This is a genomic window from Qipengyuania sp., from assembly GCF_043423005.1.
In the GTDB taxonomy this organism is placed as follows: domain Bacteria; phylum Pseudomonadota; class Alphaproteobacteria; order Sphingomonadales; family Sphingomonadaceae; genus Qipengyuania.
The window spans coordinates 1-20,827 of record NZ_JBHWMI010000075.1 but is presented as its reverse complement, the minus strand read 5'-3'; the positions used below and the strand labels follow the sequence as shown (position 1 = coordinate 20,827).

General features: G+C 63.5%; 22 protein-coding genes and 1 tRNA gene. 8 read left to right on the top strand and 15 right to left on the bottom strand.

Features of this window, described 5'->3' with window-relative positions; all coding sequences use genetic code 11:
- The first annotated feature begins 64 nt into the window (after window positions 1–64).
- Both lipA and ACHFFA_RS10875 read left to right on the top strand, forming a co-directional pair.
- On the top strand, window positions 65–1,024 hold the full coding sequence (lipA, locus tag ACHFFA_RS10880) for a lipoyl synthase (protein ID WP_394270862.1): 960 nt from the start codon (window positions 65–67) through the stop codon (window positions 1,022–1,024).
- Window positions 1,024–1,485: a type II toxin-antitoxin system RatA family toxin gene (locus ACHFFA_RS10875; protein WP_394270861.1), complete on the top strand. Its 462-nt coding sequence runs from the start codon at window positions 1,024–1,026 to the stop codon at window positions 1,483–1,485. Before lipA ends, ACHFFA_RS10875 begins: the two co-directional genes overlap by 1 nt.
- Here the strand turns inward: ACHFFA_RS10875 and ACHFFA_RS10870 are convergent.
- Entirely contained in the window at window positions 1,446–1,949 is a 504-nt protein-coding gene (locus tag ACHFFA_RS10870) for a CinA family protein (protein WP_394270860.1), read from the bottom strand. The two genes, ACHFFA_RS10875 and ACHFFA_RS10870, sit on opposite strands and share 40 nt — an antisense overlap.
- A 12-nt stretch (window positions 1,950–1,961) precedes the next feature.
- Window positions 1,962–3,101 (bottom strand): bifunctional 2-C-methyl-D-erythritol 4-phosphate cytidylyltransferase/2-C-methyl-D-erythritol 2,4-cyclodiphosphate synthase, encoded by a 1,140-nt coding sequence (locus ACHFFA_RS10865; RefSeq protein ID WP_394270859.1) that lies wholly within the window; start codon window positions 3,099–3,101, stop codon window positions 1,962–1,964.
- A 73-nt stretch (window positions 3,102–3,174) separates the two neighbouring features.
- Between ACHFFA_RS10865 and dusB the strand changes: the two genes are divergently transcribed.
- From dusB to hflX, 5 genes are all read left to right on the top strand, one after another.
- The gene (dusB, locus tag ACHFFA_RS10860; RefSeq protein WP_394270858.1) at window positions 3,175–4,206 is read left to right on the top strand and encodes a tRNA dihydrouridine synthase DusB; all 1,032 of its coding nucleotides are present in this window, start codon (window positions 3,175–3,177) and stop codon (window positions 4,204–4,206) included.
- 89 nt (window positions 4,207–4,295) lie between these two features.
- Entirely contained in the window at window positions 4,296–6,527 is a 2,232-nt protein-coding gene (locus tag ACHFFA_RS10855) for an ATP-binding protein (protein ID WP_394270857.1), read from the top strand.
- 3 nt (window positions 6,528–6,530) lie between these two features.
- Complete coding sequence (locus tag ACHFFA_RS10850) at window positions 6,531–7,901, top strand: sigma-54-dependent transcriptional regulator (RefSeq protein WP_394270856.1); 1,371 nt, start codon at window positions 6,531–6,533, stop codon at window positions 7,899–7,901.
- 157 nt (window positions 7,902–8,058) lie between these two features.
- On the top strand, window positions 8,059–8,607 hold the full coding sequence (gene hfq / locus ACHFFA_RS10845; protein WP_394270855.1) for an RNA chaperone Hfq: 549 nt from the start codon (window positions 8,059–8,061) through the stop codon (window positions 8,605–8,607).
- A gap of 47 nt (window positions 8,608–8,654) precedes the next feature.
- Window positions 8,655–9,938, top strand: coding sequence for a GTPase HflX (gene hflX / locus ACHFFA_RS10840; RefSeq protein ID WP_394270854.1), 1,284 nt, complete (start codon window positions 8,655–8,657; stop codon window positions 9,936–9,938).
- Here the strand turns inward: hflX and mazG are convergent.
- The 9 genes from mazG to ACHFFA_RS10795 all read right to left on the bottom strand — a co-directional run bounded on the left by mazG (window position 9,935) and on the right by ACHFFA_RS10795 (window position 17,863).
- The gene (gene mazG / locus ACHFFA_RS10835) at window positions 9,935–10,711 is read right to left on the bottom strand and encodes a nucleoside triphosphate pyrophosphohydrolase (protein WP_394270853.1); all 777 of its coding nucleotides are present in this window, start codon (window positions 10,709–10,711) and stop codon (window positions 9,935–9,937) included. The two genes, hflX and mazG, sit on opposite strands and share 4 nt — an antisense overlap.
- A gap of 49 nt (window positions 10,712–10,760) precedes the next feature.
- Window positions 10,761–10,943 (bottom strand): hypothetical protein, encoded by a 183-nt coding sequence (locus ACHFFA_RS10830; protein ID WP_394270852.1) that lies wholly within the window; start codon window positions 10,941–10,943, stop codon window positions 10,761–10,763.
- Window positions 10,937–11,704, bottom strand: coding sequence for an MBL fold metallo-hydrolase (locus ACHFFA_RS10825; RefSeq protein ID WP_394270851.1), 768 nt, complete (start codon window positions 11,702–11,704; stop codon window positions 10,937–10,939). Before ACHFFA_RS10825 ends, ACHFFA_RS10830 begins: the two co-directional genes overlap by 7 nt.
- Window positions 11,701–12,480 carry a TatD family hydrolase gene (locus ACHFFA_RS10820; RefSeq protein ID WP_394270874.1) on the bottom strand — a complete coding sequence of 260 codons (780 nt, stop codon included), beginning with the start codon at window positions 12,478–12,480 and terminating at the stop codon, window positions 11,701–11,703. Before ACHFFA_RS10820 ends, ACHFFA_RS10825 begins: the two co-directional genes overlap by 4 nt.
- Window positions 12,480–14,039 carry a methionine--tRNA ligase gene (gene metG, locus ACHFFA_RS10815; RefSeq protein WP_394270850.1) on the bottom strand — a complete coding sequence of 520 codons (1,560 nt, stop codon included), beginning with the start codon at window positions 14,037–14,039 and terminating at the stop codon, window positions 12,480–12,482. Before metG ends, ACHFFA_RS10820 begins: the two co-directional genes overlap by 1 nt.
- On the bottom strand, window positions 14,032–15,015 hold the full coding sequence (locus tag ACHFFA_RS10810; protein WP_394270849.1) for an AAA family ATPase: 984 nt from the start codon (window positions 15,013–15,015) through the stop codon (window positions 14,032–14,034). The genes metG and ACHFFA_RS10810 overlap by 8 nt, the downstream gene beginning before the upstream one ends.
- Window positions 14,973–15,614: a dTMP kinase gene (tmk, locus tag ACHFFA_RS10805; protein WP_394270873.1), complete on the bottom strand. Its 642-nt coding sequence runs from the start codon at window positions 15,612–15,614 to the stop codon at window positions 14,973–14,975. The genes ACHFFA_RS10810 and tmk overlap by 43 nt, the downstream gene beginning before the upstream one ends.
- Window positions 15,611–16,759 carry a D-alanyl-D-alanine carboxypeptidase family protein gene (locus ACHFFA_RS10800; protein WP_394270848.1) on the bottom strand — a complete coding sequence of 383 codons (1,149 nt, stop codon included), beginning with the start codon at window positions 16,757–16,759 and terminating at the stop codon, window positions 15,611–15,613. The genes tmk and ACHFFA_RS10800 overlap by 4 nt, the downstream gene beginning before the upstream one ends.
- Before the next feature lie 81 nt (window positions 16,760–16,840).
- Window positions 16,841–17,863: a lytic transglycosylase domain-containing protein gene (locus tag ACHFFA_RS10795; protein WP_394270847.1), complete on the bottom strand. Its 1,023-nt coding sequence runs from the start codon at window positions 17,861–17,863 to the stop codon at window positions 16,841–16,843.
- 123 nt (window positions 17,864–17,986) lie between these two features.
- On the opposite strand from ACHFFA_RS10795, the gene ACHFFA_RS10790 reads away from it, so the two are divergent.
- A tRNA-Ser gene (locus ACHFFA_RS10790) sits at window positions 17,987–18,076 on the top strand.
- A 17-nt stretch (window positions 18,077–18,093) separates the two neighbouring features.
- Here the strand turns inward: ACHFFA_RS10790 and ACHFFA_RS10785 are convergent.
- The 4 genes from ACHFFA_RS10785 to ACHFFA_RS10770 all read right to left on the bottom strand — a co-directional run bounded on the left by ACHFFA_RS10785 (window position 18,094) and on the right by ACHFFA_RS10770 (window position 20,682).
- On the bottom strand, window positions 18,094–18,270 hold the full coding sequence (locus ACHFFA_RS10785; RefSeq protein WP_394270846.1) for a hypothetical protein: 177 nt from the start codon (window positions 18,268–18,270) through the stop codon (window positions 18,094–18,096).
- Between the two features lie 95 nt (window positions 18,271–18,365).
- On the bottom strand, window positions 18,366–19,781 hold the full coding sequence (gene lpdA, locus ACHFFA_RS10780) for a dihydrolipoyl dehydrogenase (RefSeq protein WP_394270845.1): 1,416 nt from the start codon (window positions 19,779–19,781) through the stop codon (window positions 18,366–18,368).
- Between the two features lie 159 nt (window positions 19,782–19,940).
- A complete protein-coding gene (locus ACHFFA_RS10775) occupies window positions 19,941–20,333 on the bottom strand; it encodes an acyl-CoA thioesterase (RefSeq protein WP_394270844.1) in 393 nt (130 codons plus the stop codon).
- Entirely contained in the window at window positions 20,326–20,682 is a 357-nt protein-coding gene (locus ACHFFA_RS10770) for an endonuclease domain-containing protein (RefSeq protein ID WP_394270843.1), read from the bottom strand. The genes ACHFFA_RS10775 and ACHFFA_RS10770 overlap by 8 nt, the downstream gene beginning before the upstream one ends.
- Window positions 20,683–20,827 lie beyond the last annotated feature (145 nt).

Below are 20,827 nucleotides of genomic sequence, written 5' to 3'. Positions count from 1 at the left end.
CAAGCGCAGGCTTGCCGCGATGTCAGCTTGCGGGGGCGGGGGCGGGGCCCTAGATGGGCTGGCGATGAACGACCTGTCCTCCGCTCCCGTTCCCGGCTCTGGCGAAGAGCGGCCCTCCACGCGGCGCAAGCCCGACTGGATCAGGGTCAAGGCCCCTACCAGCAAGGGGTATCACGAGACGCGCAAGCTGATGCGCGATCTTAATCTCAACACGGTGTGCGAAGAGGCCGCGTGCCCCAACATCGGCGAATGCTGGACCAAGAAGCACGCGACGGTGATGATCCTCGGCGATGTGTGCACCCGCGCCTGCGCCTTTTGCAACGTCAAGACCGGCATGCCGCGGATGGTCGACCCGCTGGAACCGGAAAATGTCGCCATCGCCGCGGGGCAGATGGGGCTGGAACATATCGTTATCACCAGCGTCGACCGGGACGACTTGCCGGATGGCGGGGCGGGGCAGTTCGTCAAAGTGATCAAGGCTTTGCGGCGCGAAGCTCCGGGCACCACAATCGAGATTCTGACGCCCGACTTTCGCAACAAGATGCGTCCCGCAGTCGAGGCGATCTGCGAAGCCGGGCCAGACGTGTACAACCACAACCTGGAGACGGTGCCGCGCCTCTATCCCACCATCCGCCCCGGCGCCCGCTATTATGCGTCGCTCCGCCTGCTGGAAGAGGTGAAGGCGCATGATCCGATGATCTTTACCAAGTCGGGGATCATGCTGGGTCTGGGGGAACAGCGGCTCGAGGTGCATCAGGTGATGGACGACATGCGCAGTGCCGACGTCGACTTCATCACGATGGGGCAGTATCTTCAACCCACCCCGCGTCACGCCGCGGTTGCGGACTTCGTGACGCCGCAGGCATTCGCCGCCTACGGTTCGATTGCGCGGGCGAAGGGGTTCCTGCAGGTGGCGGCAAGCCCGCTGACCCGATCGAGTTACCACGCAGGCGATGACTTCGCGCAGATGCGCAGCGCGCGCGAAGCCCGCTTCGCGAAGGAGCGGGCGAAGGCGCTGACCTGATGCCGGGCATCCGCGAAAAGCGTCATCTGCCGTACTCGGCCGAACAGATGTTCGATCTCGTTGCCGATGTCGGCGCCTATCCCCGGTTCCTGCCCTGGGTCATAGCCACCCGCATACGCAGCGACGCCCCGGAGGAAATGGTCGCCGACATGCTGGTGGGCTTCAAGGCAATCCGGGAGAAATTCACCTCGCGCGTCGTGAAGAATCGGCCACGCCGTATCGACGTAACTTACGTCGACGGACCGTTGCGCGATCTGAAGAACAGCTGGCAATTCGAGCCTTCGCCCGATGGCGGATGCGTGATCGATTTCTGCGTCGACTTTACCTTTCGGAACGCCGTCTTCGAGGCGCTTGCGGGCGCTTACTTCGACCGTGCATTCAGGCGAATGGTTGGCGCGTTCGAAGCGCGCGCGGCAGAACTCTACGGCAGCAGCAGTTCGAGCGCGCAAAGCGTGGCCTGACGGCGAATTTCGCCGCGGCCGGCAGGCTCGAACTGACGTAATTCGCCTTCGGGTGGCGTGTCTGTCCCGCGTACCACCCGGCCAAAGACGACAGTCCCGACCGGCTTCAGCGCGGTGCCTCCACCGGGACCGGCAATGCCGCTGATCGCGACCGCGACATCTGCGCCTGAGCGGTCGAGCGCGCCCTTGGCCATCGCCCAGGCACAGGCGACAGATACGGCACCGAAGGTGTCGATGATGTCGCGGGGCACGCCGAGAAGCGACATTTTTGCGTCGTTGGAATAGGTCACGAAGCCGAGGTCGAAGACATCGGATGCGCCGGGAATCTCGGTCAACGCCGCTGCAACCAGGCCGCCGGTGCAGCTTTCCGCCACCGCGATACGGCGCCCGGCCGATCGGTTCTGTTCGACTACGCGCCGCGCAAGGTCCGTAATCTCGATTGGCAGGATAGCGTCACCGGTCATGGAGAGCCTCCGTCAGTTCAACAGCAGCGTTGCGGCCGCCTGGGCAGCGATGCCTTCGCCGCGCCCGGTAAAGCCCAGACCTTCGGTCGTGGTGGCCTTTACCGAGACCTGGCCAATGTCAACCATGGCCAGTTCCGCAATCCGGGCGCGCATTGCGTCGCGGTGCGGTCCGATCTTCGGCGCTTCGCATATGATCGTGAGATCGACGTTACCGATCCGATAACCGGCCTCGGCGGCCAGGAACACGGCATGGGCCAGGAACTGATCACTGCTGGCACCGCGCCAACGTGGATCGCTCGGCGGGAAATGCGCACCAATATCACCGTTGCCGATCGCGCCGAGGATCGCATCGGTGATCGCATGCAAGGCGACGTCGGCATCGCTGTGCCCGGCAAGGCCGCGATCATGCGGGATGCGGATGCCGCCGAGCCACAGTTCCTCCCCCTCCGCCAGACGATGCACGTCAAAGCCGGTTCCGGTGCGGACGGGCGGGGCGGCCGCGAAATCCTCTGCATAGGTGAGCTTGTGCAAGGCTTGGTCTCCTTCGACCATTGCGACGGTCCCCCCGGCGGCGAGCAGCACTTGCGCGTCGTCGCCGGCGTTGGGCGAGCCTGTCCATGCGGCATGGGCGCGGCGGATCGATCCGGCCCGAAACGCTTGCGGCGTCTGGACCCGGCGGAGCTGTTCGCGCGGCGCGGTGCCCGTCATTCTGCCGCCATCGGCGACGGCCAGGCTGTCGATTACCGGCAGAACCGGTATTGCCCCGTCATGCGCGGGAAGGGCGCCGAGCAACCGCTCGACGACCGCAAGAGGGATGTCGGGACGCGCGGCATCGTGAATAAGGATGGCCGGCACATCCACGTCGATGGCCCCCAAGCCGCTCGCAACCGACATTTGGCGGGTCGCGCCCCCGGTTACGAACGTCACGGCGTCAGAGCCGGCCGCGCGCTGCGCTTCGTAATGCAGGCCGGACGGAACGACGACAACGATCTGACGGGCGCCGATCCTGGTGAACGAATCAACCGAGTGGCGCAGGACCGGCCTGCCGCGGAAGCGCGCAAATTGCTTGGGCATACCCTGACGCGCACGCTCGCCCTGTCCGGCGGCGAGAATGATGACGGCAAACGCAGGCGAGGGCAGCGGTCCGGGCATTTGCCGGTGCGCTAGCGCCTTGCCCAGCCTCCTTCAATGTCCTATCGGCGCCGGCGAGCGCGAGCCCCCGCCGATGACCGTCACCTGTCCCCTGCCGCCCCGCAGCCCTGCGCCGATCGCCATCGGACCGGTGATCATCGACACGCCGGTCTTCCTTGCCCCGATGACCGGGGTGACTGACCTGCCGTTCCGGCGGCTCGTGCGCAGCTTCGGATCGGGCCTCAATGTCACCGAGATGATTGCCAGCCAGGCGGCCATTCGCGAGACCCGTCAGTCGGTCCAGAAGGCCGCATGGGATCCGATCGAGGAGCCGATTTCGATGCAGCTGGTCGGTTGCGATCCTGTCAGCATGGCCGAGGCGGCAAAGCTCAATGCGGACCGCGGGGCTCAGATCATTGACATCAATTTCGGCTGCCCGGTCCGCAAGGTCGTCAACGGACTCGCAGGCTCAGCCCTCATGCGCGAAGTGCCGCTGGCGACGAAGCTGATGGAAGCGACGGTCAAGGCGGTCGACGTGCCGGTGACCGTCAAGATGCGCATGGGCTGGGATCACGACGATCTCAACGCCCCCGAACTTGCCCGGATCGCAGAGGATATCGGAATCAAGCTGATCACCGTCCACGGCCGCACCCGTAACCAGATGTATCGCGGGCAGGCGGACTGGAAATTCATCCGCAAGGTCAAGGATGCCGTAGCCATTCCCGTCATCGTGAACGGCGATATCTGCGGTATCGAGGATGCTGCGCTCGCGCTCGAGCAATCGGGTGCCGACGGTCTGATGATCGGCCGCGGAGCCTATGGCAGGCCGTGGTTGCTCTCGCACGTCATGCATTGGTGGAAGACGGGCGAGCCAAGCACGCCGCCAGCGATCGCGGAACAATACGGCTTCATCCGCCGCCATTACGACGACATGCTGGAACACTATGGCGAGGATGTCGGCGTGAAGATCGCGCGCAAGCATCTCGGCTGGTACACCAAGGGACTTCCCGGCTCAGCCGAGTTTCGCAATCACGTGAACTTCATTGCAGACGCGATGCAGGTGCAGGGCGAACTCGAACGGTTCTACGAACCCTTCCTGAGGAACGACTATCCGGTGGCGGCCTGACGCCATCATATCTGGCGGGCGACCCCGCCGCGCACTCCGTCGCATTACCCCTTGCATAAAGGACACAGCTTCGTTGTAAGGCGGCAACGATGGCGAACGATGGCTTCCGCACCCTCCGCCGAACGCCGCGCTGGTGGCGCCGGTTTGTGGTGACGTCGCGCCGGGCGAACATCTTCACCTTCATCGAGTTCGTCGCGCTGGGTACCTTTCTCGTCATGGTGGCGAGCACCTGGGCAGCCTTCAGCAACGCCCCGGCCGACGGAACGCTGCTTCCCAACCAGCAGGTCGCAGGACTCCTGATCGGAACACTTCTTCCCGCGATGGCTCTCCTGATCCTGGCGGGCAGGCGGCTGGCCTTGCGACGGGCGGCGGGCAGCACGGCCCGGCTTCACGTCAGGCTCGTGTTCTTCTTCTCCATCATCGCCGCGGTGCCGACCTTGCTGGTTTCGGCCTTTGCCGCATGGCTGTTCCAGTCGGGCGTCGACTTCTGGTTCTCCGACGATTCCCGCGGACTGATGGAAAACGCCAACCACCTTGCCGAGAGCTATTACGAGGATAACCAGCTCGATCTGGCGAACGAAACCGTGTCGATGGCGATGGACCTGCGCGCCATCCTTCCGCAGGTATCGATTGCCGACCCGAACTTCATGCTCGTGTACGAATACCAGGCAGAGCCTCGCAATGTAATCGAAAGCGCGATCTTGCAGGCGCTGCCGGATCGTACGGTTCGCACGGCGGTGGTCTATGGGATCGAGCAGGACAGCGATCCCGTTACCTTCGCTGAAGAGTCGCTCGGTTCCCTGCGTTCGGGAGAGCCGGTCGCGGTACGCGGCAGCGCGGAGCGGATCGAAGCGGTCGCGCCGATCGACCGGGTGGCCGGCATCTACCTCTACACCGCCCGCAATGCCGAGGCGCGGGGGTTCCAGAGCTGGCAGAGCGCCCGCAACATCTCCACCGCCTATGACGATCTGACCCGGCGCGCGCGGGCGCTGCAGCTGCGCTTCAATCTGGCGCTGTTCTTCGTCAGCCTCGCACTTGTCGGCCTTGCGGTCTGGTTCGCGCTGCGTTTTGCCGACCGGCAGGTCGAACCGATCACCGATCTGGTGCTGGCCGCGCGAAAGGTCGGGCAGGGCAATTTCGCCATGCGAGTGGTCGGGCGCACCGGGCCGGACGAGATCGGCATGCTGAACCGCGCCTTCAACCGCATGACCGCCCAGCTCGAGAAGCAGACCGATGCCTTGCTGTCGGCGAATACCGAGCTCGAGGAGCGGCGCCGCTTTATCGAGGCGGTGCTGGAATCGGTCAGCGCGGGCGTCATCTCGATCGACCGGCAGCGACGCGTCCTGTTGATGAACGCGCCTGCGCAGGCCATGCTGATGGGCGACCCCAAGGCCACGATGCCGGCGACGCTGGACGAACTGGCACCGCAGCTTTCGGCGCTGGTGCAATCCGGGCTTGACCGCGGGGTGATCAGTCATTCGCGGGGCGGAGAGCTGCTCACACTGGCCGTCCGCCTTGGTGCCGATGTCGATGGCTTCGTCATCACCTTCGAAGATATCACTCGCCAGCTGCTGGATCAGCGTCAGGCGGCATGGTCGGACGTGGCGCGCCGCATCGCACATGAAATCAAGAACCCGCTCACCCCGATCCAGCTCGCGACGGAACGGTTGAAGCGCCGCTACCGTCGCCAGATCCTTGAGGATGGCGAGCTGTTCGACGAGCTGACGAGCACCATCGTTCGCCAGGTGGGCGATCTGCGCAAGATGGTCGACGAATTTTCCAGCTTCGCCCGCCTGCCCAAGCCGGTTTTTCGCCAGGAAGATGCTGTCGATCTCGTCCGGCAGGCGATCTTCCTGCAGGAAGTGGCCAATCCGGCCGTCACCTATACCTTCACCAGCGCGGCGACCGGCCCGATCAATTTGCAGGCGGATCGGCACCAACTGGGTCAGGCCCTCACCAACGTCCTCAAGAACGCCGCCGAGGCGATCGAAACCCGCGCCGCGCAGGCCGATGTCGACTATCGCGGAGCCATCCGGGTCAGTCTGCACGATACGCCGAGCGAGATCGTGGTGACCGTGGAGGACAACGGCATCGGTCTACCACATGATCGGGAACGCCTGCTCGAGCCGTATGTGACGACGCGGGAGAAGGGCACCGGGCTGGGCCTCGCGATCGTCAACAAGATCGTCGAGGAGCATGGCGGCGAGATGAGCTTTTCCGCCGTGGCGAGCGGGGGCGCCCGGGTGACCTTGCGCTTTGCCCGCGATCCCGGCGCGCGGCGACCGAGCGACAGCAGACACGAACTTGAAATGGGACATTGACGCATGGCTCTCGATATTCTGGTAGTCGACGACGAACGCGATATTCGCGAACTGGTCGCCGGTGTGCTGAGCGACGAGGGCTATGTCTGTCGTACCGCAGGCGACAGTACCGGCGCCTTGCAGGCGATCGACGAGAAACGACCAAGCCTCGTGCTGCTCGACGTATGGCTTCACGGCAGCCCGATGGACGGGCTCGAGGTCCTCGACGCTATTAAGCTGCGCGAGCCCGAACTGCCGGTGATCATCTTCTCCGGGCACGGAAACATCGACACTGCGGTATCTGCCGTCAGCCGCGGGGCAGTCGACTTCATCGAAAAACCGTTCGAGACCGAGCGTCTGCTGCATTTGGTGGAGCGGGCAACGGAAACCGAACGGCTGCGGCGCGAAAACACCCAGCTGAAGGCGAACTTTGGCGAAGAGGCCGAATTTACCGGCAATTCCGCCGCTATCAATGCCGTTCGCGCAACTCTCAAGCGGGTTGCAGGCACCGGTAGCCGGGTCATGATCAGCGGGCCCGCGGGGTCGGGCAAGGAGGTCGCGGCGCGCCTGCTTCACAGCTGGTCCCATCGTGCCGACAAACCGTTCGTGATCGTCAATTCTGCCCGCATCACACCGGAACGTTTCGAGGAGGAACTGTTCGGCGAGGAAAGCAACGGCAAGCTCGTTCGCCGCGGATTGCTCGAGAGCGCGGATGGAGGAACCTTGTTCCTCGACGAAGTGGCCGACATGCCCATCTCGACGCAGGCGCGGATCCTGCGCGTGCTGACCGAACAGAGCTTCGTGAGGGTCGGAGGTACGCGGCAAATCGCGGTGGATGTTCGCGTGGTATCGAGCACGGCGCGCGATCTCGAACACGAAATGGAAGAGAAGCGGTTTCGCGAAGACCTGTTCTATCGCCTCAATGTGGTACCCGTCGAAATACCCTCCCTTGCTGAACGACGGGATGACATACCTGCCCTGGCCGAGCATTTCTTCGCCCGCTACGCGCTGGAGCAGGGCGTATCCCCTCCACACATCAGCGAAGAAGCTAAGGCTGCGCTGCAGGCCTATGACTGGCCCGGCAATGTTCGCCAGTTGCGCAACGTGGTCGAGCGGACGGTCATCCTCACTCCGCGCGAAAGTCTCGACCGGATTGAGGCGGACATGCTGTCGGAAGAAATCGCCGGAGGGGCGAGCGGAACGGGCGGCATCGCGGCATTGATGGGTGCGCCTTTGCGCGAGGCCCGCGAAAGCTTCGAGCGGGAATATCTTGCGATCCAGATCCGGCGTTTCTCGGGCAATATATCCAAGACTGCCAGCTTCATCGGGATGGAGCGCTCTGCGCTTCATCGGAAGCTGAAGCTGCTGGGAATGGTCGATCGTCGGAGCAAATAGGGCGGCGGCAGAATTGCTGGTTATTTTCCCTGCCGCTTGCGAAACCGATCCTCTGCGCCAACCTTTATACTCCGACGAGACAATCGCGAATGCCGGGCATGGTGGGCATGCCCAGATCGCGGCGGGTGGATACGCCGCCAACAAGAGGAGTGTAATCATGGCAGGGGACAAGACACTGACCGCGCGCCCGCGGGCCGCGACACCCGCCGAAACGGGGCAGGGGAGTGGTAGCAAGCCTCCGGGATTGCAGGATGCCTTCCTCAATCTCCTGCGGCGCAACAAGACCCCGGTGACGGTATTCCTCGTCAAGGGCGTGAAACTGCAGGGCATCGTCACCTGGTTCGATAACTTTTCGATCCTGTTGAGGCGGGATGGCCAGTCGCAACTGGTGTACAAGCACGCGGTCAGCACGATCATGCCGGGCCAGCCAATGGATGCCGGTCAATTCGGCAGCCGGGGATCGAATGCCAAGCAGCGCCTGTTGCAGGACGTCTTCCTCGCGCGGGTCCGCGAAAGCGAAACGCAGGTGACGATGTTCCTGGTGAACGGCGTCATGTTGCAGGGACAGATCGCCGCTTACGACCTGTTCTGCATGCTGCTGGAACGGGACGGTTATGTCCAGCTGGCGTACAAGCATGCGGTGTCGACCATTCAGCCGGCCACCCCCGTCGATCTTACCGAGGAAGCCGAGGAGGACGCGTTCTGATCGTCGATAGTGAAGCGACCGGCGAGGTCACGCGCGGGGCGCGAGCCTTGATCGTGTGCCCGGATATCCGCGGTACCTCGTACGACCTCGATGCGGACAGCCGCCTGGCGGAAGCCGAAGGTCTCGCGCTGGCGATCGGCATCGTCATTGCCGAAAGTTTCGTTCTCGGCGTTCGCGATGTGAAGCCAAACCTCCTGTTCGGCACCGGGCAGGTCGAGAACATTCGTATCGCCTGCGAACAAGCCGAGGCAGAGCTGGTCATAATCGATGGAGCGCTGACGCCGATCCAGCAGCGCAACCTCGAAGAAAAGCTTGGCCGAAAGGTGATCGATCGCACCGGCCTGATCCTCGAGATCTTCGGCGAACGCGCGGCCACTGCGGAGGGGCGTCTCCAGGTCGAGCTTGCCCACCTCGATTATCAGCAGAGCCGCCTGGTCCGAAGCTGGACCCATCTTGAACGTCAACGGGGCGGCTTCGGTTTCCTCGGCGGGCCGGGTGAAACACAGATCGAGGCCGACCGCCGGATGATCCGGCAGCGAATGGGAAGGCTGCGGCGGGACCTCGAACAGGTCCGCAAGACCCGCGGACTGCATCGCGACCGCCGCGAACGCGCCCCCTGGCCGGTCGTTGCACTGGTCGGCTATACCAATGCTGGAAAGTCGACGCTGTTCAATCGCCTGACCGGGTCGGACGTGATGGCGGAAGACCTGCTTTTCGCGACCCTCGATCCGACCATGCGCGCGATTGCATTGCCCGGGGCGGAAAAGGTCATTCTTTCCGATACGGTCGGGTTCATTTCCGATCTTCCTACGCAATTAGTAGCGGCCTTTCGTGCGACGCTTGAGGAAGTCACTGCAGCCGACGTCATTTGCCACATCCGCGATATCGTCAGCCCCAACACCGCCGCGCAGAAGGCCCAGGTACTTCAGGTTCTGCGCGAACTGGGGGTAGCTGGAGAGGGCGAGGGGGAGGGCGAGGATGCGGCGACCATCCCGATCCTCGAGATCTGGAACAAGTGGGACGCATTGGGCGATGATGAACGCGACGAATTGGCCGAGGTGGCGGAACACAGCGAGGATATCGTACCGGTTTCGGCATTGACCGGGCATGGGATCGACGCCTTGCGCCGCCGGTTGGGAGAACTGCTGACACGCGAAGCGACGCTGCAGACCGTCGAAATCCCGATTGGCGATGGCCGCCGGATCGCGTGGCTCTATGCGCATGGCGATGTGATCGAGGAATGCGATGTCGAGGGCGAGGGGGCCAGCGGCGTGAGGCGCTTTCTCGTCCGGCTAAATCCCAAGGAACGGGGTCAGTTCGAAAGCCTTTAACGCTCCTGCGCCTTGACCGCCTGCCACAGAGCGTCCTGCCGGTCGAGCGGGAGTGCGGCGAAGGGTTTTTCGGAAGAACGCTGGGCCAAATCTTCCATCGCACGGAACCGCCGTTCGAATTTGGCATTCGCGGCGCGCAAGGCCTGCTCTGCATCAAGGCCATAGCTGCGCACGAGATTGACCACCGCGAAAAGCAGATCGCCTGCCTCTTCGGCAATGTCCGCTCCGTTCGCCGCATCGAGTTCCGCCAGTTCCTCCAGCACCTTGGCGCGGGGTCCGTCACGATCCGGCCAGTCGAACCCCTCGCGCGCAGCACGCTTTTGAAGCTTGTGCGCCCGCAGCAATGCGGGAAGTGCAAGGGCAACGCCGTCCATCGCACTGCGGGCCCCGGCGGTCTTGCGCTCCTCGGCCTTCAAATCCTCCCAGCGTGCCTCGCTCATCGCGCCTTCAACGTTCGCGAAAACATGCGGGTGCCGCGCGATCATCTTACCGGTGATGGTGCGTGCCACATCGTCAAAGGCGAACGCGCCGCTTTCCTCGGCAAGGCGGGAATGAAAGACGACCTGGAGCAACAAGTCGCCCAGTTCTTCGCGTAGCGCCTCCATGTCCTTCTGCTCGATCGCATCCGCGACTTCATAAGCTTCTTCGATCGTATAAGGTGCGATCGTCTCGAACGTCTGAACGAGATCCCATTCGCAACCATCCGCCGGATCACGCAACCGCGCCATGATAGCGACAAGTTGGTCGATTGGCTTGAGAGGGGCAGAGGACATTATGGCTTCGGTCGTCTTCTCGGAACGATAATCTGTATTATGTAAAGTCTCATGCGGGTGAACCTGTGAAGTAAGCTGTCACGAGATATGCGCCACCGATGATGATCGCCCAGAGCAAAGCCATCTTGACCATCTGCCAGTCAGACACTCCGTCTGCGCGCATCTCGGCGAGATAAAGCGCGATCAGTGCCGCAATCATCGCGATCAGGGCGACGACTCCGATGCTCAGCATTTGATGACCAACGTATCGTAACCGACAATGACGTTAGCCGGTGCCATGGCGACCAGGGTCCGGTAATCCATCGATTTGTCGAGATGCGTCAGTACCAGCCGACCGACCCCCGCTCTTCGCCCCAACTCGATCGCCATGTCATAATGGGCATGGCTTTGATGCGGCCGCATTCGCAGGCAGTCGCAGACGAGAATGTCGCTATCAGCGAAACAGTCGACCATATCCTCGGAGATCTGATCGAAGTCCGTCGCGTAACTGATTGTTTTGCCATCGGCTTCAAATCGGTAACCGGTGCTTTTCGCTGGCCCGTGCGACATTTCGATCCATTCGAACGCAAAGCCCGCCACAAGCCGGGCTTCATCCAAAGTCTTCAGTTCGACGATCGTGGGATAGCCGTGCTGACCTGCAAAGACATAATCGAACCGTCGACGCAGCCGTTCCGCCGTTCCCTTAGTGGCATAGCCCGGCAACGGGTTGCTGCGATCGTATCGCATCACCCTTAGGTCGTCGATGCCGTGACAGTGATCGGCGTGATCGTGGGTCCAGAAGACTGCATCGACCTTGTCGATCCTGTTCGTCAGCAGCTGCGCCCGCAGATCGGGCGACGTGTCCACCAGGATGCGCTGACCGGCGGAATTCTCGACGATGATCGAGACGCGCGTTCGCCGGTTGCGCGGTTCGGCGGGATCGCAATCCCCCCAGTCGTCACCGATCCGCGGCACCCCGGTCGAGGTGCCGCTGCCGAGCATGATCAGCTTCACCCGCGACGGGCCTTGGCAAACAGGCGAAAGAAATTATCAGTGGTATAGCGGCCCAGCTCTTCCGGTGATTCAGTCCTCAGCGCCGCCAGGAATGCGGCGGTGTCCCCGACAAATGCCGGTTCGCAGACCTTCCCGCGGTGAGGTACCGGGGCAAGAAAAGGACTGTCGGTTTCGATCAGCAGGCGTTCTGCCGGAATCGTGCGGGCGAAATCCTGCAACCCGGTCGCGTTCTTGAACGTCACGATGCCCGAAATGGAGATCGACAAACCCAGCTCGAGCACGCTGTGACCGAATTCCGGCGATGCCGTGAAGCAGTGGATCAGCGCGGGAAAACAACCTGATGCGGTTTCCTCCGCAAGTATGGCCAGCGTATCTTCCTCGGCATCCCGCGTGTGGATTATCAGGGGCAGCCCCGTCCGGCGGGACGCCTCGATATGCATGCGGAAGAGATCGCGCTGTGCCGCGCGATCCGAATGATCATAATGATAATCGAGACCGGTTTCACCGATCCCGATCACCCGTTCATTGCGAGTCGCTTCGATTAAATCCTCAAGCGTCAGACCCACGTGATCGTCGGCATTATGCGGATGGATGCCGACGCTGGCCCAGACGCCATCCCGCGCATTGGCGGTTCGGGTTACGGCCTCCCATTCCTCGCGGCGGGTGGAGATGTTCAGGAATGCCCCCACCCCCGCTTCGCGCGCCCGGTCGAGAACCTCGTCCTGACGATCCGCAAGACCTTCGTATTCAAGGTGGCAATGGCTATCGACCAGCATCATGCCGCTTCTGCTTCAGGCAAGGCAAGGCGCGGAAAGACGGGATCGGGCTTTGCGATAGGAATGCTCAGGGCGAGGCGCGCATCGTACCAGTTACGATCGGAGAGCGCTGCATAGTCGCGGGCGGTTGCCGGAATGCCCAGCTGATCAAGAACTGCCGCGGCCTTGGCGGGGATGACCGGCTGAATGGCAATTGCAAGATCGCGCAGCGCCAGCACAAGGGTCTGCAACACCGCCTTCATCCGCGTTTCGTCGGTCTTCCTGAGGGTCCAGGGGGCCTGTTCGTCGACATACTGATTGCAGGTATGAACTGCTTTGATCCAGCTTTCGATACCGGTGCTGAAGGACAGCTTCTCGAACGCTTCCGGAAGCGTTTGAGCGCACGCCACTCTGACGGTTTCCAGCAAGGCATCGTCGGCCGCCGTGGTGACGAAGGGTTCGAGACGCCCCTCCATGTTCTTGAAGATCATCGAAAGCGACCGCTGGGCAAGGTTTCCGAAGCTGTTGACGAGTTCGGAATTGACCCGGTTTACAAGCGCTTCGGCGGAATAGCTGCCATCCTGTCCGAACGTCACCTCCGCCATAAGGAAATAGCGCAAGGCATCGACACCGAAGCGATCGGCGAGGTCGGCGGGATCGGTCACGTTTCCAAGCGACTTCGATTCCTTCTGCCCGCGATTGAGCAGGAAACCATGGCCGAACACCTTCTTTGGCACCGGCAGGCCGGCGCTCATCAGGAACGCGGGCCAGTAGACGGTATGGAACCGGACGATATCCTTGCCGATCAAATGGAGATCAGCGGGCCAGAACGTCTCCCACATCGTACCGCCATCGGGATAGCCGAGGCCGGTGATGTAATTGGTCAACGCGTCGACCCAGACATACATCACATGTTCGTCATGTCCGGGGACTTTCACCCCCCAGTCGAAGCTTGTTCGGCTGATTGAAAGGTCGGTCAGCCCGCAGTTGACGAATGCCAGCATTTCGTTGCGCCGACTTGCAGGTTCGACAAACCCGGGTGTTTCGAGCAAAGCGAGCAGGCGATCCTGATAGGCGGACAGTCGGAAAAACCACGTATCCTCCTCGGTCCATTCGACCGGGGTGCCCTGCGGCGAAAGGCGCTGCCCCCCCTCGCCCTCGATCAGTTCCTTCTCGTCATAGAAGGCTTCGTCACGAACCGAATACCAGCCTTCGTAGCGGTCGAGATAAATGTCACCGCGGGCCTCCATGGCCTGCCACAAGGCCTGGCTCGCACGATGATGATCGGCATCGGTTGTGCGGATGAAGCGGTCGTACGAAATATCAAGACGATCGAACAGGTCACGGAAATGCGACGACATTTCGTCCGCAAGCGCCCGTGGGGAGATCCCGAGTTCGCGCGCTTTCTGGGCCATCTTGAGACCATGCTCGTCGGTTCCGGTCTGGAACCTGACGTCTCGCCCGCGCAGCCTCTGGAAGCGTGCCATGACATCCGCGGCGATCGTTTCGTAGGCATGGCCGATATGCGGCCTGCCGTTGGGGTAATGGATCGCGGTCGTTATGTAATAGGGCTCAGGCATCGGCCCTGTCGCTAGCCTCCGCGGCTTTGACGAGCAAGGTGCCGATTTCCATGGCCAGAAGCCCGGCATCGTAGTTGAAGGTTGCGTGCTCCCCGGTCAGCCGGACGAGTTGCTCGTGCGCGTCTATCACCGGGCCGGGATGATGGACGACGCCGGCAAGATGCTGGGCGAGGGACTGGCGCGCCATATCCAGCATCGCGCTCATCCGGTCGCGATCCGGCCGGGCACCGATCAGCTCGGCGAGAGCAGCGCGGCGGGCAAAGCCACGATCGCCCTCTTCAAGAATGGATTGCATCAGCCGGGCCACCTTGCCGAGATCGAGTTGCAGATAGGACAGTGCCGCCCCGGGCGAACCGGCCGCCGCGGCAATGGCAGCCGCGCGCGCCGGTGCATCGGCATCGGGTGCGTTGCGCTCCAGCTGGCGATGAAGGGCGTCTGCGGAAACCGGGGGAAAGCGCAGTACCCGGCAGCGCGATCTGATCGTCGGAAGAAGCTGCGCCGGACGATGGCTGACGAGCAGGAAGATCGTGCCTTCCGGCGGTTCCTCGAGGCTCTTGAGCAAGGCGTTTGCAGCATTGCGTTCCAGATCGTCAGCCGGATCGATGATCACCGCGCGCCAGTCCCCCGCCGTGGGACGGGTGACCAGACGCTGCTGCATGGCCCTGATCTGCGCGATCCGAATGCTGCGGGCTTTCTCGAACGGCTTGCCGTCGAGCCGTTTCTTGTCTTCCTTGTCGTCCTTCGCCGCATAGGTGAGGACATGAATGTCGGGGTGGTCCTCTCCCGACGCGCCGACGAGTTCGCGGGCGGCGGCGTGGGCGAAGCTTGCCTTGCCCAGCCCCTGCCGCCCTGACAGCAACCATGCATGATGCATGCGAACCCCGTCGCGGGCCCGTCGCCACGCCGCCCAGGCCTCCGAATGGCCGAGCAAGGTCAACGCCCGGTGTCCTCGAGGAGGGGAGCGATCGCGGACCACACATTCCGGTGGACGTCCTCCACGCTTCCGACCCCTTCGATGGTGACAAATCGTTCGGGCTCCGCCTTGGCAAACCTGTCGAACGCGGCGGCAACCGTATCGTGATAGGCCGGCAGGCGTCCGCCAATGGCATCGCTGTCCCCCCCGTCCCGCTCTATCAGGCGCGCTTTCGCGGTGCCGTTGTCCGCTTGAAGCAGGATCGTCAGGTCCGGCAGGAGATTGGCGCTGCCGATGCGGTGCAGCGCGCGAACCTGATCATCGCCAAGCCCGCCCGCCGCCCCCTGATAGGCACGGCTGCTGTCAACGAACCTGTCGCAGACGACCCATGCTCCGCGCTCGAGGGCGGGGAGAATGAGGCGTTCCACATGATCCGATCGCGCCGCGGCAAACAGCAGCGCCTCGGCTCGGGGCCCCCAGCCCTCGCCCGGCGGTTCGAGAAGGAGGCGGCGGATAATCTCCGCCCCCGGTGTTCCGCCCGGCTCACGCGTGCGGATCACAGACAGACCCCGCGCCTCGAGCGCCTCGGCAAGACGCGCAGCCTGGGTCGACTTGCCGCGCCCCTCCCCCCCTTCGAAGGCGATGAACCGCCCACGGGTCATGAAAGCCATCTCCTCAGACCGTTGATTGCGCGCTGGATCAGGGACGCCTCGCTGATGTTCGCCCCGGCTTTCAGCGGGATCGTGTATGTCGGCAGCCCGCTGACCGACACCTCGAGCATGGCGACCGTCTCGCCCTCCACCACGGGGGCTTTAAGAGGGCCACGGTAGACGATCCGGCTGGCGATTTCGGCCTGCCGTCCTTGTGGAACGCGGACATCCACCGGGCGATCCGTTATCAAAGGCACAACGGGCGCGGAACCATCTTGCACCATGGCCTTCCCGACCATGCTTCCGGGGGCCGCCACTCGTTCGATGTCGAACGCTGTGAAGCCCCAATTCACGAGCTGCCGCGATGCCCGGTTTCGTGCCCCGTTCGTGGGGCTGCCGGCGACGACCAGGATCAATCGCTGCGCCCCCCGTTTGACCGAACCGAGATAGCCGTACCCGGCCTGATTGGTGAAGCCGGTCTTGATACCATCGGCACCGGGGACGGCCCCGCTCAATGGATCGTGATTGGGTTGCAGGATCGAGCCGTAGCGGAACCGCTGCTTGCCGATGTAATGCTGGTACTTGGCCGGATGCTTCATCGTCAGCGCCTGACCAAGCAGCGCGAGGTCGTGAGCGGTGACGAAGGTTCGTCCCTCGTCCATCCACCCGTTCGGGCTGGCAAAGTAGCTGTCGGCCATGCCGATCCGCCGCGCCGCGCGGTTCATCAGCGAGGCCCAGTTGGCAACCGACCCCGCCGCACCTTCCGCCAGCACGATCGCGCCGTCATTGGCGGATACGGTCGTGACGCCATGCAGCAGATCGTCCACGGTCACGCGGTCGTTAGCGCCGAGGAACATCGTCGAACCGACCCCGCGCCATTGGCTGAAGGTCTGCGGACGCACCGTAAAGGCCTGCGTCTGGGTCAGCTTGCCCTGCTCGAGCAGGTCGAAGGCGACGAGGGTGGTCATGGCCTTGGCGATCGATGCCGGCATGAAGCGGCGATCTTCTTCGCGGGCGAACAGCACCTGACCGGTCGTCGCATCCATCAGGTAGGCAATCGGCGCATCCTCGACCAAGGGAATGCCACCGGGCGCGCTTGCCGCGCCTCGGCCATGAGCCGCCGGCACGCCCGGTCCGACTAGCAGCATTGCAGCCATCGCCGCCTTTAACGACGTCGCAAGCCGCCGCCGCCTGGCATCGCGACCGGCCAGTATGTGCTTAGGCTTTGTCATTGCGGGTTATTGCCGGATCCGGTCGGCGAGCAGGCCCACGCTCAGCGCGTAATAGTTCGAGCAATTGTATTCCAGGATGACGCGATAGTTGGAGGTCAGCAGCCATGCAGGCGTGCCGGGGCCGTCGGGCTGGAACAGGGTGGCCAGCGTATCGCCCGGCAGCGCGCCTTGCGGCTGCACCCCAAGTTCGCGCCACTCCGCTACCGTTTTGTACTGGCTATGGCGCTCGTGAACCCGGCTGCATACCGGCGACGAAAGCTTCGTGGCATAACGTTCGGGCGCAAAGCCGCCGGGCAAGGTCGCACGCACACCCCAGGGCTCGCCGCTGCGCCATCCGGCATCGCGGAAGTAGTTTGCAATCGACGCAAGGGTATCGGCCCGGTTGCTCATGATGTCCGCTCGTCCATCGCCATCGCCATCCGCTGCGAGACGCAAATAGACGCTGGGCAGGAACTGGGGATAGCCGAACGCCCCTGCCCAGCTGCCCTTGAGCTGGTTGCGGGAATAGCCCCTGTCCGCGACCTTCATCAGGGCGACGAACTCACCTGCGAACAAGTCGCGCCGGCGGCCCTCCCAGGCGAGTGTGGCGAGTGCTTGCGCAAGATCGAACCCGCCGGTTACAGCGCCATACGCGGTTTCATGCCCCCAGATCGCGACGAGGATTTCGCCCGGCACGCCATAGCGCCGTTCGATCTCGGCCAGCCGCACCCGGTTGGCGGCGTACTCCCGCCGCCCGCCGGCAATACGCGGAGCATCCACGTGGCGGGCGAGATAGTCGGACACCGGCGCGAACCCGCGACCCGAAGAGGTGGTCCCGGGCTGTGCCCGGTCCAGCTCGATCGCCCTCATGCTTGGCGTCAGGCCGGCAGTCATGCGCGACAGGGTCTCTTCGCTGACGCCCTCGGCACGGGCACGGGCGACGAGCAACTGAAGATACTGATCGAACGACAGGTCCTGCGCCGCCAGCGGGGCGGAAGCAGGAAGGATCAATGCGGCGGCAAGTACCAGAATACGGCGGGTGAATTTCATTCCCCATCCATTGCATAGTGCGAACGGCCCGCCAATGCCGTTCCTCGTACCGACAGCGCGCTTCGACCAGCGCGAAAGGACGTGACACCCCGAACCAAGGCCGCTAGCCGGTCAGAACCTGCCGGACAGGTGGCAGAGCGGTTGAATGCAGCGGTCTTGAAAACCGCCGTGGGTTCACGCCCACCGTGGGTTCGAATCCCACCCTGTCCGCCAGGTTTCCGAAGCGAGCCCTAGCCCTTACCCTTTTCGGTGACGAGCGACTGGTCCTGGCGATCCTTCAACGGATAATCTTCCGGCTTCACCCGCGACTGGTTCTGCAGACCCTGATGATCTTCCAGCCCGCCATCGCGGTCACCCTCGGGACGGTCCTGCTCGCCTTGCGGCTCGTCGTGAATCTCGAATTCCATCATCTCTCTCCTTCAGCGAGGAAACGAGCGATGGGGGCGGCGTTTCCCGCGGCCAGCGCCGAAGGGACACATTCCTGCGACCGGGATGGCCGGCCCTAGATGTGGAGCGCCCGGCCGTAGCTGGCGAGCACGCTTTCGTGCATGCTTTCGCTGACCGTGGGATGGGGAAACACCGTCTGCATCAGTTCGGCCTCGGTGGTCTCGAGCGTCTTGCCGATGACGAAGCCCTGGATCATCTCGGTCACCTCCGCGCCGATCATGTGCGCGCCGAGAAGCTCGCCGGTCCGGGCATCGAACACGGTCTTCACGAAGCCTTCCGCCTCGCCCAGCGCGATGGCCTTGCCGTTGCCGATGAGGGGGAAAGTGCCCGCCCGGACCTCGCGCCCCGCTTCCCTCGCCTTGTCTTCGGTCAGCCCGACGCTGGCGATTTGCGGATGGCAATAGGTGCAACCCGGAATGTTCGCCCGGTCGAGCGGGTGCGGATGGACATCGCTGTTGCCCAGCTCCTGTGCGATTGCCTCGGCGCAGGTTACGCCTTCATGGCTGGCCTTGTGCGCAAGCCACGGCCCGGGGGTGCAGTCGCCAATGGCCCACACGCCCTTGGACTTCGTGCGGCCGTAGGGGTCGATCTGGATGAACCCGCGATCCATATCGACCAGCTGTTCGAGCCCGATGTTCTCGGTATTAGGTACGATGCCGATGGCGACGATGCAGTGGCTGAAAGCGCTCTCGGCGATCTTGCCGTCCTTGTCCTTGATCTTCGCGGTAACGCCATCGTCGGTGACCTTCAGATCCTCGACCCCGGCGCCGGTCATGATGGCGATGCCCTGCTTGGTTAGGCTTTTCTCGAGATGGGCCGAGATGTCCGCATCCTCGACCGGCACGATCCGGTCGAGCATTTCGACTACCGTAACCTCGGCGCCCATGTCGTTGTAGAAGCTGGCGAACTCGATGCCGATGGCGCCGCTGCCGATCACCAGCAGGCGGCTGGGGATTTCGGCGGGGGTCATCGCGTGGCGATAGGTCCATACCCGCTTGCCGTCGGCAGGAGCGAACGGCAGGTCCCGCGCGCGGGCGCCGGTGGCGACGATCACGTGCTTCGCGCTAAGCGTTTCTTCGCCCTTCTCCCCCTTTACCGTCAGGCTGGTCGGCCCGGTCAGCCGGCCCTCGCCCATGTGGACCGCGATCTTGTTCTTCTTCATCAGGTGCGTGACGCCCTGGTTAAGCTGCTTGGCGACCCCGCGGCTGCGCTTCACCACCGCGTCGAGATCGGCCTCGATGGAGCCGGCGAGCTTGAGGCCGTAGTCCTGCGCATGCTGGGCGTAGTGCAGCACCTCGGCACTGCGCAGCAGGGCCTTGGTCGGAATGCAGCCCCAGTTGAGACAGATCCCGCCCAGCAGTTCGCGTTCGACGATGGCGGTCTTGAGCCCCAGCTGCGCACAGCGGATCGCCGCGACATAGCCGCCCGGGCCGCTGCCGAGCACGATAACGTCGTATTGGGTATCGGACATTCAGTTACAGCCTTTCGAGCCTGAACGGTGTCACACTTGTCACACTGTCCTGGCGGGAAACTATCGTGGGGTGCGCGAGGGCGCGGGGCAAGCGGGGCGAGGACGAGGGACGGTACATCGGCACGCCTTTGCCACGGGTGGCGCGGGGTAGGAAAACGATCATACCTCGTTCGCCGCCTGCCCCCCTGCGCGGACGGGGCGCGGGGTGCCGTCATCGTCGGCGAGGACGAAGGTGAAGGTCCCCTTGCATACCAGCATCGTGGTCTCGCCATGCCGCTCGCGTGCGATGCCCTCGGCAGCGATGGTTATCGAGGTACGCCCTTCGCGAACGATGTCGCAATAGACGTTGAGTTCGTCCCCGCACTTCATCGCCGCGGGGAAGCCGAAATCGGTGGCGGCGACGACATTGGCCCGCCCCTGCCCCACCCGGCTGGCGAGGCTGCCGGCGGCAAGCGCCATCTGGCCCATCAGCCACCCGCCGAAGATCCCGCCATAGGGGTTCATCTCGGTCGGCATGGCGGTGACGCGGATTTGGGGTTGGCGGTCAGTCATGGGCGGTCACTGCGTTGAGGATCGCGTCGGCCACCGCGTTGGTTTCCGACAGGATCTGATTGTTCCAGAAGCGCAGCACGCGAAAACCCTGCGAACTGAGCCACTCATCGCGGAGGCAATCACCTGCGCGATCTGCATGGTGGGAACCGTCCGCTTCCACGATAACGCGAGCATCGTAACACACGAAGTCGACGATAAAGTTGCCGATCTGCTCCTGCCGTTTGAACTTGGCGCCATTCAAACGCTTTGCCCGGAGGAGCGTCCAAAGACGGCGCTCGGCGTCAGTCGGTTCGCGGCGCATCCTCTTGGCAAGAGGCGTCAGATCCTGCCGCCCCCCTCTCCTTCCCACCGCTTTGCGGCGGGCCCCTTCCTCTCCCGCGAGGGGAGAGGAATTTAGCCCCTCTCCCCTCGCGGGAGAGGGGTTGGGGAGAGGGGGTGAGCAGGTCAAACCACCAACCCCATCGGCGCCTCGCACAGCTGCTTGAACGCCTCCA

What these genes read in the sequence shown, in the direction of transcription:
- ACHFFA_RS10800 (WP_394270848.1), bottom strand. Translation starts at nt 16,759, where the DNA reads ATGGCTGCAATGCTGCTAGTCGGACCGGGCGTGCCGGCGGCTCATGGC.
- tmk (WP_394270873.1), bottom strand. Translation starts at nt 15,614, where the DNA reads ATGACCCGTGGGCGGTTCATCGCCTTCGAAGGGGGGGAGGGGCGCGGC.
- ACHFFA_RS10855 (WP_394270857.1), top strand. Translation starts at nt 4,296, where the DNA reads ATGGCGAACGATGGCTTCCGCACCCTCCGCCGAACGCCGCGCTGGTGG.
- ACHFFA_RS10820 (WP_394270874.1), bottom strand. Translation starts at nt 12,480, where the DNA reads ATGCTGGTCGATAGCCATTGCCACCTTGAATACGAAGGTCTTGCGGAT.
- mazG (WP_394270853.1), bottom strand. Translation starts at nt 10,711, where the DNA reads ATGTCCTCTGCCCCTCTCAAGCCAATCGACCAACTTGTCGCTATCATG.
- ACHFFA_RS10775 (WP_394270844.1), bottom strand. Translation starts at nt 20,333, where the DNA reads ATGACTGACCGCCAACCCCAAATCCGCGTCACCGCCATGCCGACCGAG.
- hfq (WP_394270855.1), top strand. Translation starts at nt 8,059, where the DNA reads ATGGCAGGGGACAAGACACTGACCGCGCGCCCGCGGGCCGCGACACCC.
- lipA (WP_394270862.1), top strand. Translation starts at nt 65, where the DNA reads ATGAACGACCTGTCCTCCGCTCCCGTTCCCGGCTCTGGCGAAGAGCGG.
- ACHFFA_RS10830 (WP_394270852.1), bottom strand. Translation starts at nt 10,943, where the DNA reads ATGCTGAGCATCGGAGTCGTCGCCCTGATCGCGATGATTGCGGCACTG.
- metG (WP_394270850.1), bottom strand. Translation starts at nt 14,039, where the DNA reads ATGCCTGAGCCCTATTACATAACGACCGCGATCCATTACCCCAACGGC.
- ACHFFA_RS10785 (WP_394270846.1), bottom strand. Translation starts at nt 18,270, where the DNA reads ATGGAATTCGAGATTCACGACGAGCCGCAAGGCGAGCAGGACCGTCCC.
- ACHFFA_RS10795 (WP_394270847.1), bottom strand. Translation starts at nt 17,863, where the DNA reads ATGAAATTCACCCGCCGTATTCTGGTACTTGCCGCCGCATTGATCCTT.
- dusB (WP_394270858.1), top strand. Translation starts at nt 3,175, where the DNA reads ATGACCGTCACCTGTCCCCTGCCGCCCCGCAGCCCTGCGCCGATCGCC.
- ACHFFA_RS10850 (WP_394270856.1), top strand. Translation starts at nt 6,531, where the DNA reads ATGGCTCTCGATATTCTGGTAGTCGACGACGAACGCGATATTCGCGAA.
- ACHFFA_RS10870 (WP_394270860.1), bottom strand. Translation starts at nt 1,949, where the DNA reads ATGACCGGTGACGCTATCCTGCCAATCGAGATTACGGACCTTGCGCGG.
- ACHFFA_RS10875 (WP_394270861.1), top strand. Translation starts at nt 1,024, where the DNA reads ATGCCGGGCATCCGCGAAAAGCGTCATCTGCCGTACTCGGCCGAACAG.
- lpdA (WP_394270845.1), bottom strand. Translation starts at nt 19,781, where the DNA reads ATGTCCGATACCCAATACGACGTTATCGTGCTCGGCAGCGGCCCGGGC.
- ACHFFA_RS10865 (WP_394270859.1), bottom strand. Translation starts at nt 3,101, where the DNA reads ATGCCCGGACCGCTGCCCTCGCCTGCGTTTGCCGTCATCATTCTCGCC.